The sequence below is a fragment of the Kordiimonas gwangyangensis DSM 19435 = JCM 12864 genome (assembly GCF_000375545.1).
Lineage (GTDB): Bacteria > Pseudomonadota > Alphaproteobacteria > Sphingomonadales > Kordiimonadaceae > Kordiimonas > Kordiimonas gwangyangensis.
Genome location: NZ_AQXF01000001.1, coordinates 1 through 12,445, shown reverse-complemented (window position 1 = coordinate 12,445; position 12,445 = coordinate 1). Strand labels below are relative to the sequence as shown.

The 12,445-nt window shown below is 57.3% G+C and carries 9 protein-coding genes; 7 read left to right on the top strand and 2 right to left on the bottom strand.

Annotated features, from left to right (window positions below):
- The first annotated feature begins 53 nt into the window (after nucleotides 1–53).
- Nucleotides 54–950, top strand: a complete 897-nt coding sequence (locus B150_RS18970; RefSeq protein WP_020397817.1) for an alpha/beta hydrolase fold domain-containing protein — start codon at nucleotides 54–56, stop codon at nucleotides 948–950.
- Nucleotides 951–952: 2 nt separating this feature from the next.
- Here the strand turns inward: B150_RS18970 and B150_RS21945 are convergent, their stop codons facing one another.
- Entirely contained in the window at nucleotides 953–2,536 is a 1,584-nt protein-coding gene (locus B150_RS21945; protein ID WP_020397816.1) for an LTA synthase family protein, read from the bottom strand.
- Between the two features lie 38 nt (nucleotides 2,537–2,574).
- Nucleotides 2,575–3,861 (bottom strand): capsule biosynthesis protein, encoded by a 1,287-nt coding sequence (locus B150_RS0100035; RefSeq protein ID WP_020397815.1) that lies wholly within the window; start codon nucleotides 3,859–3,861, stop codon nucleotides 2,575–2,577.
- Nucleotides 3,862–4,421: 560 nt separating this feature from the next.
- Between B150_RS0100035 and B150_RS0100030 the strand changes: the two genes are divergently transcribed.
- The 6 genes from B150_RS0100030 (at nucleotide 4,422) to B150_RS0100005 (ending at nucleotide 12,442) form a co-directional block, all read left to right on the top strand.
- Nucleotides 4,422–5,438: a KpsF/GutQ family sugar-phosphate isomerase gene (locus tag B150_RS0100030; protein ID WP_020397814.1), complete on the top strand. Its 1,017-nt coding sequence runs from the start codon at nucleotides 4,422–4,424 to the stop codon at nucleotides 5,436–5,438.
- Between the two features lie 3 nt (nucleotides 5,439–5,441).
- Entirely contained in the window at nucleotides 5,442–6,254 is an 813-nt protein-coding gene (locus tag B150_RS18960; RefSeq protein ID WP_155859881.1) for an ABC transporter permease, read from the top strand.
- A complete protein-coding gene (locus tag B150_RS21940; RefSeq protein WP_020397812.1) occupies nucleotides 6,251–6,973 on the top strand; it encodes an ATP-binding cassette domain-containing protein in 723 nt (240 codons plus the stop codon). The genes B150_RS18960 and B150_RS21940 overlap by 4 nt, the downstream gene beginning before the upstream one ends.
- Complete coding sequence (locus B150_RS0100015; RefSeq protein ID WP_020397811.1) at nucleotides 6,970–8,103, top strand: KpsE/RkpR family capsule polysaccharide export protein; 1,134 nt, start codon at nucleotides 6,970–6,972, stop codon at nucleotides 8,101–8,103. Before B150_RS21940 ends, B150_RS0100015 begins: the two co-directional genes overlap by 4 nt.
- Entirely contained in the window at nucleotides 8,096–9,790 is a 1,695-nt protein-coding gene (locus B150_RS0100010; RefSeq protein ID WP_020397810.1) for a polysaccharide biosynthesis/export family protein, read from the top strand. Before B150_RS0100015 ends, B150_RS0100010 begins: the two co-directional genes overlap by 8 nt.
- A 282-nt stretch (nucleotides 9,791–10,072) precedes the next feature.
- On the top strand, nucleotides 10,073–12,442 hold the full coding sequence (locus B150_RS0100005; protein ID WP_020397809.1) for a calcium-binding protein: 2,370 nt from the start codon (nucleotides 10,073–10,075) through the stop codon (nucleotides 12,440–12,442).
- Nucleotides 12,443–12,445 lie beyond the last annotated feature (3 nt).

The following is a 12,445-nucleotide window of genomic DNA, read 5'->3' as shown; positions in this document are numbered from 1 at the left end:
CGTGACGTGAAGTGGCGGCAACTATAGGTGGGAATTTCTTTTGTGGGGGATGTATGGCGAGTTTGAAATACCGCTTTTGGGTGATGATGTTGGGGCTGATGGGCAAAAAGCGCAACCGCGCGACTGTCGAGGCCTTTTATGAAGATGTGAAGAAGCGGCGCGCCAGCGACAATTTTGAACCGCCCAAGGAACTTGCCTCCCACTTCACCGTCAAACGTGAAGAGATTGACGGTTTCCCTGTGATCTCGCTCAAGGAAAAAAGCACCAGCGTTCGGCAGTATCTGTTTTACCTGCATGGCGGGGCCTATGTGGGTGAGATATTGCCGCAGCAGTGGGAATTTATCGCGCAGCTTGCCGCCCGCACGCATTCGGAGGTGATGGTGCCCATCTACCCGCTGGCGCCTGAACACAAGGTGGAGGAGGTGCTGTCCTTCACGCGCAAGGCCTATAAGGCGCTTGAGGCGCGGGTGAACGGCCTGCGCATCCGTGTGGTTGGCGACAGTGCGGGCGCGGGGCTTGCCGTGGCGCTCGCGCAAACAGAAATCGCACAAGCGGGTACGTTCAGCGCGCACCAGCTTGTGCTTGTGAGCCCATGGGTGGATGTGACGATGGAAAACCCGGGCATTGCCGCGCTTGAGGAAGCCGACCCGTGGCTGACCCGCGTTGGCCTGATTGAGGCGGGCAAATGTTATGCGGGTGACGTGGATGTGCGCGATGCGCGCGTGAGTCCCACGTTCGGCAAACTTGAAGGCCTGCCCAAAACCGACATCCTCATCGGCACGCGCGACATTCTGCTGCCGGATGCCAAAGCGTTCGCTGACAAGCTTGCCGCGGCTGGCGTGCAATTCTCCTACCGGCAATACCCGGACATGTTCCACTGCTGGGTGATGCTCGATATGCCCGAAACGCGCCGCGCGCGGGAAGAGATTGTAGGGCTACTGCAAAGCTGAGATTAGTGGCGGAAACCGGCGAGGGCAAGCAGGCTGTCCGCCAGTCCTTCCACGCGCAGGCGGCCATGGTCGCCCGCATGAGCGTGGCTGTGCCACAGGATATAATCCACCGTTTCATCGGTGAAACCGTGGCGGTCAAACAGGTCCCTCAGCGCGGGCTGGTGGTCACCATAAAGCGCCAGCACACGGGGGCGGATGTCGCCTGCGGTGACTGCATCGGGGCCAAGTGCTTTAAAGAGCGCAAGGGCATTATCCATATGTTTGCGGTATAGCGCGAAGGAACGGTCTGCGCTTGGGCAGGCCTCTGTCAGCGCTTCCTCGTCCAGCCAGCGGCTCAGGCGGCCGGCGTCCCATGGGCCGTGGCTTTCGATCGTGATGGCAAACACAAAAAGCGGTTGCTCGCTTGCCTTCTTGTGGCTGTCGATCACCGCCTGCATGCGTGCGCCAAGGGCGGCGTCCGCGACATAGGGGCCAAGCCGGTCACTGTCATCGAAGGCTTCAAGGCCGATAAATTCATCAAAGCCGAGCAGTGGGATTACGGTACTGCGGCGGAAAAATTCCTTCTTCGCCGGGTGCACGCAGATGGTGCGGTAGCCTTGAGCGCGCAAGCGCGTGGCGATGGTCTCAACACCCGTATAGGCGGCACGCTGGTAGGGGTTGATGCGGTCAATGCCCAAAGTGTGGTTCGCGATGCCGGTGAGGAAAGCAAACTCGCTTTTCATCGTGTTCGCGCCCCACGCGGGTACCTCAAGCGTGCCGGTGGCGGCACCAGCGGTGCGGAGGGCGCCCAGCGCGTCCCAGCGATGATCCTCAAAGCCTTCGATCCTCTGGTAAAGCCGGTCGATATCGAAATAGCTTTCAGCTTGCAGCGCGATGATGTCGGGCTGCACGTCGCCCGAGTGCTTGAGCGGCGGGCGGCTGTTATCCGGCGCGACCGGCTGGCTTTTATCAAGCAGCAGCACGGCATAAAGCGCGATCAGCGGGAAGAAGCCGAAGCGGGCGGTGTCTCGATTGATGTCAAAAGTGATACCCAGTTTCGCCGCCCGGCGGTGGGTGAGGATGCGCGACGCGCCCTTGGCCAGAAGGATCATGAACCCGACCCAGGCGGCGGCGAGAAGCGGGCCAGCAATCCAGGGCGACAGCCACGGCTGATAGCTTGCGAACGAGGTCTCGAAAATGAAGCTGGCGGCGATGGAGGCCGCGAAGCCCACGAGGATCGAGACAAAACGCACACGGCCGACATAATCCACGTAAAATTCCGGGTAGATCAGCAGGTGGCGTGTGGTCTCCAGATCCGGGGCGACAAGCGGTTCACCCAGAATTCGGTTCTTGATGTTGGAGACCGGCGTCAGCCCGCCATAGACGAAGAACCAGCCGACAAGTGCGATGATCGGATGCCCGAGCACAGCGGCGAAGGTGAGGTACACGAGTGTGGAGACAACAGGCGTTAGCACATAAAAAAGCGCATGGCGCTTGAGCGGCTGACGCTTGAAGCCGATGCGGATCATAGCCTCAAGCACAAAGGGCACCACGAGAACGGTGAATACTGTCAGGACACTGAGCACGGCCGTTTTGTCGCCTATCAAGATTGTTGCCGCCCACTTGCGGCCGATAGCGTGGCCGGTCAGTCGGCGGGCAGGCGGGGTGTCTCGCCCTCAATGACCTTGATCGCTTCGCTGATCGCGAGCTTGATGCCTACGTCAGAGAAGAAGTCACCCCGAATTTGCGTATATGTCCTTACAACGGTGAGGAATTCATTCGCAAGCCTTTGTTGGGGCGGCATCGGGTTTTGCCAGAAACCGTCAAGCGGGCGCTGGTCAGTGAGGCCCTGCATGTCATAAAGCGCCTTGCCCATCACCTTCATGGGCGTGCCGAGGCGAAGGGTGGCATAGCCCACGGTGCTGTTGATCAGCACCACGCCGCGGGCGCGGCTGATCATGGCATCCAGGTCACCACCGGAGGCAAAGAACACGCGGCCTTCAAGCCCCAGCGCTTTCACTTGGCCAGCGATCAGGCTGCGGTAATCAATCAGTCCGTTATCGAGCGGGTGGTTCTTGAAGAACAGCGTTTGGTCCGCGCCTGCGTTTGCTGCGAAAGAACTGATCACCTCGCTGATAAAAGGCATGATGCCGTCATAGTGCGAATGCATGCGGATCTGATAGTCGCTGTTAAGCTGCAGCGGCACGAGGAAAAAGGGCTCGTCCGTCAGTTCAAAGTGTGCGGTGGTCCGTTGGTCGGTGCGCTTGTATTTAAAAGTCCGCAGGATGCGCAGGAACCAGCCCTTTGCTTCCGCGCTCAACGGCGCTGGGCGGTGGCCGCGATAGTGCGGGAACGCGCGCTTCATCACCATGTTGGCGCCGTGACCCGCGATATCCATGAGCGCGCGGCGGCGCATGTCTGTTCCCACCGGTGGGTGGTCTGCGTGGTCCAGCGCTGGTGCGTTCCTATATAGCTCGCTCACGCCTGCCGTAGTGCCGGGCATATGGGAGAAGCCGTTGCTGCCGCCTGCCTCCATCGTCACATTGCCGGGGCGGATGTACCCTTCATCGAACACATAAACCGTGAGGCCAAGCTCTTCCGCGACCGCGCACGCCTCGCGGTGGATGGGACGGCAATCGCCAAACAGCAGAAGGGTATCGATACCCTCGCGCGTAACAAGATCACGGTAAAAGTCGGCAAGGGCGCCGGGGCGGTCGGTGAAGCGGTGCTGTTTCACCCCGTCCTCGTCCTTTCCGCGAAAGATATGGTCTGCGCCGCAGAAGTTCAGCCGGTGGGCTGAGTGTCCACGTGCGACAAGGGCGGCGCCAAGCTCGGCAAAGAAGGGGGTGGCGAGGCCTTGGAGAAACAGTATCGTGCGGCGCGGTGGCAGCTCCGGTCGGGTCGCGGTGTCGGCTTCAGTACCTGCGGCCATGGTGAATACTGCCTCTTGGGGTGAATGTTTGGTGAATGACTGTTCATCATAGGTTCATGCCAGCCGTAGCAAAAGCAACCCCGCGTTTCAAACGCTTTTGGATGGGGCAGTGACCGTTCGGAACTGTGCTGTTGGTGCATCAAAAGCGATAGGAATGCAGAAAACCTAAAAAAAATATTAAGTAAAATTTGATATGGAAAATTGACCTTAGAGGAAAGTGTGTTTAATCATATATCGCTGATTATGCGAAAGAATTTTTGTTTTTCGAGTATGTTGTGAAGTGGTCTTGGTTGTCTGCAAGGCATTGTTTTCATTGCTATGAAACAGAATACCAGGGCTTAGGGGGGTATCGACCGGTTGTATCGGGCTTGCGCTGTCAGTTAATAAACTGTAAAAGGCCGCCGTTTTCGGAGTTGTGCGAAGCGGGGTCTGCAAAGCCTCTTCATGCTATTCCGGTGACACCTTAAAAGCACCAAATTGCCACATTTGTATCTTGTAGTGCTTCGCGTTGGCAATCTGGTCGGGCAATAACAAATACTAAAAGAGCTTGGGGATTTTATATGAAAAGCTCCGCGGACGAGACAAAATCTCGCGAGAATATTATTGACCTTCCCAATAGCGTGAAGGCGGATCTTAAAGATACTCTTGAGAATATTGGTTCCAGTTTTCTGAAGCAGGGTCAGGCCCTTGAGCGGCTTTCCCAGACCTATGACGAAAATTCCTACCGCGAAGCTATCAGGCTTGCCCTGCAGACCCGCGGCCACATCATCGTCATCGGTATGGGTAAGTCGGGACACGTAGCGCGTAAGATTTCCGCGACGCTGGCCTCGACCGGCACGCCTTCCTTCTTCTTGCATCCGGCTGAAGCATCGCATGGCGACCTTGGTATGGTCACGGCGGACGACACGCTTCTCCTGATCTCCTACTCAGGCGAGACGCAGGAAATTGTTCAGTTGCTGCCGTCCCTCAAGGCTTTTGGCAACAAGATCATCGGCATCACCGGCGCCAAGTCTTCGACGCTCGGTCGCGCGTCCGATGTTGTGCTTGAAATTCCGATCGCTGAGGAAGTGTGCCCCAACAACCTTGTGCCGACGACCTCGATCGTTGTGACGGTTGCCATTGGTGACGCGCTCGCGATTTCGCTGATGCAGCTCCGTGATTTCCACGCGAAGGATTTTGCTCGCTACCATCCGGGTGGATCGCTTGGCCGTCGCCTGCTGATGAAGGTCGAGGATGTGATGCTCACCAACAGCGTGCCGGTGGTAACGCCAGGCATGGTGCTCCTTGAGCTTGCGGCTGAAATGGCCGGTGGCCCGGCGGGTGTTGCTGTGGTGGTGGACGAAGACAAGAAGCCGATTGGTGTTGTGACCAAGGGCCAGCTCGGCGTTGCGCTCCGCGTGACACGCCGCGTGCGTGAAGTTGCCGCACACCAGTGTATGAGTAAAGAGTTCTCGGTTATCCGTAAGAATGTTATCGTTGACGAAGCAGAGAGCATGATGCGCGCCGACGAGGTGAAATTCCTTGTGGCGGTTGACGAAAACGGCCGTTACGCCGGGATCTACAAACACGGAGACTGATAATTGGCAACGCGTGAGCGAGGACAGTTAGGACGGCACGTCCGGTCTGCTTTCGCGGTGCAGTCGGGTGTCGTGTTTGCGCTTGCGGTGCGCGAGATGTACCGCAGGTTCGGCGAATACAAGCTCGGTGTCTTGTGGGCGCTTCTCGAGCCCATGTTGATGATTATCGTCTTCATGTTGCTGTTTGGTGCCCGCGGCCGTGGCGAGTTTGGTTTTATCGAACCGCCCCTTTTCATTCTTGCTTCTTTCCTGCCGTTCAAGGTTCTTTTCACCAAAAGCCTGCAAGCGGTGAATACGGCTGGGCGTGCCATGGGGCCATTTTCCATGCTGCGGCAGGTTGGTCTTTTTGACCTTATGGTCGCGCGGGTGTTGCTGACCGGGGTGACGGCAGTTCTTGCGCTTGTTATCATTATGCTTGGCCTTGCGTGGTTCGACTACGACCCTATCCCAGACCATATGCTTGAGACCTTCGGCGGATTTGTGATGATCACGCTGTTCGGCTTTGCCATTGGCATTATCTTCTGTGTGGCGGGCTCGTTCGCGAAGGAAATGGACAAGGTCACCGGGCTTATCAACCTGCCGCTTCTTTTCTTGTCGGCTGTGTTTTACCCAATGACCATGGTGCCGGAACCGTACCGCAGCTATCTTGCCTACAACCCGCTTGTTCATGTGATGGAATGGATTCGCGAAAGCTGGTTTACCCACTACACCAGCCCTGTGATTGACCTTGAATATACCACCACCTGGCTCATTTGCCTGTGGGCTTTGGCCATGGCGAGCTACCGGGTGCGTTGGCGCAGGATTATTGCGGCATGATTACTGCCGAAGGCATTACCAAGTCTTATGTGCGCAAGAGTGGCCGGAAAACCATTTTCCGTGACCTGTCATTTGAGGTGCCACGAGGCGAGAACCTTGCCATTCTGGGCGGCGCGGGCACGGGCAAAACTTCGCTCATCAATATGATCGGCGGCATCGATTTTCCGGACCGCGGCCGCATCCGGCGCCATGGTTCCATTTCCTGGCCCTTTGGCCAGATGCGGTACGAGCGCGGCATGACGGTTTCGCAGCACATCAGGTTCCTGTGCCGTGTGGTTGGCGAAAAGGATTTTGCCCGTGTTGAGCGCGAAGTGCGGGAGCTGACCGGCTATAGTCGTGAATTTCTGCACCCAGCCAGCGAGCTCAATCAGCCTGACACGCGGCGCCTGTCACTGGCGCTCAGCCTTGCGTTTTCTTTTGATATTATGCTGTTTGACGGCAAGCCACTTTTCAATCAGGTTGAAAACGGCGAGGCCTATGAGGCCAAGCTTGAGGAAAAACTGAAACAATCTGCTGCTGTTATTGCCACCAAGGCCCCGCAGCAGGTGGACGCATCCTATAAGTATTTTCTGGTGCTGGACGGAAGCTCCGGGCAGTTGTATGACAAACGGAAGGTTGCCGTTGAGGCATACAGGGGAATAAACAAAGATATTGTTGCCGAGGAAGCTGGAGTGGAACCAGCTGACGAAGAGCAAGATAAAGCTTGGGGGCTTTCGTGAATTTACCAACTAAGCCGGTCAATCAGGCGGCCGAATTCCTTCGGGCGCAGAAACCGTTCTTCTGGGTTATCGCAGCCTGGTTTATATGTTTCCTGTATTTTGTGCTGATCGCCTCCAACCGCTATGCGCCTGAGGTGCAGGTTTATGTGAAATCGGTAAAGATGCAGCAGTCGTCTGAGCTAAGCGCGCTGTCAGTGCTGACGGGTGTACCAACCACCACATCGGATATTGCGCTCCTGCAAAGCTACATCCATTCGCACGACCTTCTGACGACCCTCGATCAGAAGATCGGCCTCAAGGCACATTACCAGTCGGACGAATGGGACATGATCTCGCGCCTTTCATCAAGCGCGACCGAAGAGGACTTCCTCGACTATTACCGTGATCATGTGACGCTCGATCTTGACGACCATTCGGGTATTCTCTCCATCAAGGCGGAAGCTTTTACGCCTGAATATGCGCTCGAGCTGACGAACCAGATTCTTCTTGAGGGCGAAGCTTTCATCAACAAGGTGGGGCAGGACATTGCCGTCAAGGAAATCCGTTTCGTAGAAGGGGAACTGAGCCGCGCCCGTGCTGACCTTGAAGAGCGTGAACGCGCGCTTCTTGCCTTCCAGTCCCAGTATCAGATGCTGAGCCCGAAGGCGGAAGGTGAAGCTTTCCAGCAAGTCATGACCAGCATGCGCTCTGAACTCGTGCGCCTGCGCGCCGAGGAAAAGGTGCTCATGAGCTACCTCAATGAGAGTGCGCCGGAAGTTGTGGCCGCCCGCGCCCGTATCAAGGCAATCGAGGATCAGCTCGCCACCGAACAGGGCAAGCTGAGCACCAGTGGATCCGGGGCCGACAGCAAGACAATCGGCGAAGTGAACCTTGATTACCGCGAACTGGAAATGCGGCTTGAATTTGCCACGCAGGTATACAAGTCAGCTTTCGCAACGCTGGAGCAGACCCGGGTGGAAGCATACCGCAAGCTCAAGCACCTTGTGATCGTGCAGGCGCCCACGCTGCCAGATGAGGCAGCCTATCCGCGCAAGATCTACCAGCTTCTGACCATCTTTGTATTTATGACGCTCGCATACGGCATCACTGCACTTATTATTGCGACGGTAAGGGAACACCGCGATGTATAGCACAGCCAAAGAAGCCTCACAGGCACTCCGCTTTTCCGTGAGCGCGCTCAAAGACTTCTGCTTTGTGCTTGCGCTGACCCTGGCAGCCGCTCTGTTCCTGGCCGGCAACGCCTCAGCCCAGATGAACACGGTCAGCCAGGAAGCTCGCCCGGCGGCGACCGGGGAAACCCGGGCGCTTGAAGGGCACCGCGTGTTCGGTGACTGGATTTTCGACGGCCAGTTCTCGCAGCAACAGTTCACCGGCTTCAACCCGGACTACCGGGTGGCAACAGGTGACCAGATCAACATCCAGCTTTGGGGTGGTTTCAGCTTCCAGGGTGCGGTGCCGGTGGATAATCAGGGCAACATCTTCCTGCCCAAGGTTGGTCCGGTGAAAGTGCGCGGCGTGCGCAACGCCGATGTGAACGAAATGGTGACCGAAGCGGTTCAGACCGTCTTCAAAAATAACGTGGGTGTATACGCTGCTCTTGCGGAAGCCGAGCCGGTAAAAGTTTTTGTGACAGGCTTTGTGCTGAAGCCGGGGCTTTATGCCGGTCACTCGTCGGACAGTATTCTGCGCTTCCTTGACCTTGCCGGCGGGATTGATCCCGCACGCGGCAGCTACATCTCGCTTGAACTGTTGCGGAACGGTGAGCAGATCAAAAGCTTCAACCTCTATGACTTCATCTTTGCCGGCCAGTTGCCGTCGCTTCAGCTTTTTGACGGTGATACCTTGCTGGTGAAAAGCGTGAAGGCGCAGGTTGGTGTGCTTGGTATGGTGCAGAACCCGTTTGTGTTTGAATTTGCTGAAAGTCCCGTTGCTGTCAGCGATATTCTTGACATGGCGCGCCCTACCTCGCGGGCGACCCATATCCGCATTCACCGCAATAACCGCACCAAAGAGGAAGTGGATTATTATTCGCTTTCCAAGCTTGATGGTGTGGTTGTTGAAGCCGGGGATGTGATTGAAGCAACGTCGGATAAAATGCCCGGCACCATTGCCGTGCGTGTGGAAGGCGAGCACCTGAGCCGTCAGGAATATATCCTGCCTTATGGTGCCAAGCTTTCTGACGTGCTGTCCCAGATCGATCTGTCGCCAAATGCGGAGGCGGATGCCATCCAGCTTTTCCGCCCCAGTGTGAAGGCGCGCCAGAAAGAAATGTTGATGGCGCAGCTTCAGGCGCTTGAAAGCAGCGTGCTGACCGCGCGCTCCAAAACCAATGAAGAGGCGCAACTGCGCCAGCGCGAAGCGGAACTGGTGCTGCAATGGGTGGAGCGTGCCCGCAACATTGAGCCGCGTGGCCAGGTTGCGCTTGGTGGCTCGCGCCAGGTCAGGGATGAAATTCTGCTGGAATCGGGCGACATTATTCGCATCCCGCGTCGTAGCAACCTTGTAATGGTGCATGGTGACGTGCTGTTCCCAAGCGCCATGGCGTTTGAAGAGAAGCGCACAACACAGGATTATATCGATATGGCAGGTGGCTTCGTACAAGGAAAGGGTGACGCGAACGTGCTGATCCTGCACCGCGACGGCACCTTCGATAAACTGGACAAGGGTGACCTTGATAGTCGCCGCATCTCCATCAATCCAGGCGATGAGATTTTTGTGCTGCCGCGCGTGCAGACCAAAGATTTCCAGCTTGCGAAAGATGTGGTGGGTGTACTGTATCAGATCGCTGTGTCGGCGGGTGTACTCCTGCGACTTTGATGCCGCAGGATATCAGGTGTGAACAATTTGTGTAGAATGTCGCATAATCTGTAACCTTTGTGACACGCTATTCGAAATAAGGTGCATCTGACCCCCGGTGACGGGAGTGAATACTTGTTATTGAGTAAAAACGTTTGGTTTAATTGCACAGTATTGCTCTGAAACAGGTGTTTTGGTGCGTATCTGGTTGACAATGTGCAACTTATATAGTTAGCGAGTGTCTTGGGGGGTGGATACATGCACCCATGAATTGGACCTCGAAGGGCTTTTAGGAGGAACACTATGGCTACAAATATTGAGTTCGGTACGACCGGTAACGACTCGATGTTCGGTACGGACGCTGACGACATCTACACGGGTGCCGGCGGTAACGACCAGATTTCGGGTGGTACGGGTAACGATACCCTTTCGGGTGACGATGGCAACGACACTGTAGACGGCGGCGCGAACGATGACGTTCTGTCCGGCGGTGCAGGCGATGACCGCGTAGTTGGCGACGATGGCAATGACAGCGTTTCCGGCGGCGACGGCAATGACACAGTTTCCGGTAACGTTGGCGACGATACTGTCTCCGGCGGCGCTGGTAACGACGAAGTTTATGGCGCTGGCGGTGCAGACGTTCTGACCGGCGGCGACGGCAACGACACGGTAGACGGCGGCGACGACGCTGACGACATCTCCGGCGGTAACGGCGACGACACCCTGATCGGTGGCGAAGGCGATGACACGCTGGACCCGGGTCTTGCTTCTTCTGCTTCTGCAGTAGAAATGATCGACGCTGGTAACGGCGACGACGTAATCTACGACGGCTCTGGCCGTGACAGCGTAGACGGCGGTGCTGGTGATGACACCTTCATCATCGACGACGAAATCAACTCGGTATCTGACGTAACCTCTAACGGTACGGTTATCGACACTGATGGCGACGGCAACACCGACGTTCTCGCAAACGTAGAAATCCTTCAAGCTGACAACGTCACGATCGACATCACCGGTGACGACGACGTGTTCTTCGGCTACACGCACACGCTGTCTGCAGACGCAGGCGACGATGCAACTGGCTCGAACTACAACGACGACGTTCTGGTTTGGGACGCTGCCAACTCTGACCTCGTGACCACGGGCACCTACGGCGCTGAGTGGGGCATCACGGAAGTTGATGGCACGGCAGTTGATTCGAACGGTGACACGGTTGCAGTAAACAACGGCGTTGTAACGGTTATCGATACCGACAGCGACGGCAACCTCGACAGCGTTATCTTCACGGCTGACGAAGACCTTGCGAACGAGAACGATGACGTTGAAGACAGCTTCTCGATCACGCTCGCAAACGTAGCGAACGACGACATCACGGTTTCGATGGATGTTGAGACGACGGTTACGGAAGACCAGGTCTATGACGCTGCTGAAGGCGGTTCGACCCTCACGGGTGACGCAGACGCAGAAACGTTCAACGGCGGCAACGGCGACGATCGCTTCATTGGTAACAATGGCGACGACACGATGACCGGTGGTAACGGCGACGACACGCTGAACGGCGGCAACGGTGCAGACAGCCTGATGGGCGGTTCTGGCAACGACAAGCTGTGGGGCGGTGCAGGTGCAGACAGCCTTTCGGGCGGTACGGGCAACGACGAGATCGGTGCTGGTGCAGGCGACGATACGGTTGATACCGGCACGGGTTCCGACACCGTATACGGTGGCGACGGCAACGACGACATCACCGTTGGTGGTGGTGGCAACTCGGTTGTTTGGGCAGGCGCAGGCCTCGACACGATCGTAGCTGGTAACGGCGACGATGTGATCGGTGCGGGCGACGGCAACGACGACGTGACTGCAGGCGCTGGCGACGACACGATCTACGGCGGTAAAGACAGCGGTCTTGACACGCTGCGTGGTGGTGACGGCGACGACCTGATCTTCGGCGGCAAAGGCAACGATGCTGTATCCGGTAACGCCGGTGATGACGAAGTCTACGGCGGCGACGGCGCAGACAGCGTATACGGCGCAGCAGGCGAAGACACCCTCTGGGGTGGCGCAGGCAACGACACCGTATGGGGCCAGGAAGGCGACGACACGATCTGGGGTGGCGCAGGTAACGACGACCTCTCCGGTAACGACGACGACGACTGGATCAACGGCGGTGACGGTGTTGACACGCTCTCTGGCGATGCTGGCAACGACACGCTCGACGGTGGCGCAGGCGACGACGAAGTTATGGGCGGTGCCAACGACGACGTGGTATCCGGTGGCGCAGGCAACGACGATGTTGACGGCGGCGCAGGCGACGACGAAGTGAACGGCGATGCAGGCGATGACACCCTCGCAGGTGGCGCAGGCGACGACACCATCAACGGCGGCGACGGCGATGACTTCATCGTTGGCGGCACGGATGATGACGCTCTCTGGGGCGGCGATGGTGCGGACACCTTCGACTTCACGACCGGTCACGGCAACGACGTTGTCTACGACTTCAACGTGGACGAAGACACGCTCGACCTGAACGGCATGGTCTCGAACTTCGCTGAGCTTGACGCGGAAGACTCGACCCTGAACGGTGAAGCAGGTGTGCTCCTGAGCACGACAACCGGTAACACCATCTTCGTGGTCGGTGTATCCGCTGCTGAAATCGCTGCGGCGATCGAGCTCTAAGCC

What these genes read in the sequence shown, in the direction of transcription:
- B150_RS18970 (WP_020397817.1), top strand. Translation starts at nt 54, where the DNA reads ATGGCGAGTTTGAAATACCGCTTTTGGGTGATGATGTTGGGGCTGATG.
- B150_RS0100010 (WP_020397810.1), top strand. Translation starts at nt 8,096, where the DNA reads ATGTATAGCACAGCCAAAGAAGCCTCACAGGCACTCCGCTTTTCCGTG.
- B150_RS0100030 (WP_020397814.1), top strand. Translation starts at nt 4,422, where the DNA reads ATGAAAAGCTCCGCGGACGAGACAAAATCTCGCGAGAATATTATTGAC.
- B150_RS0100035 (WP_020397815.1), bottom strand. Translation starts at nt 3,861, where the DNA reads ATGGCCGCAGGTACTGAAGCCGACACCGCGACCCGACCGGAGCTGCCA.
- B150_RS0100005 (WP_020397809.1), top strand. Translation starts at nt 10,073, where the DNA reads ATGGCTACAAATATTGAGTTCGGTACGACCGGTAACGACTCGATGTTC.
- B150_RS21940 (WP_020397812.1), top strand. Translation starts at nt 6,251, where the DNA reads ATGATTACTGCCGAAGGCATTACCAAGTCTTATGTGCGCAAGAGTGGC.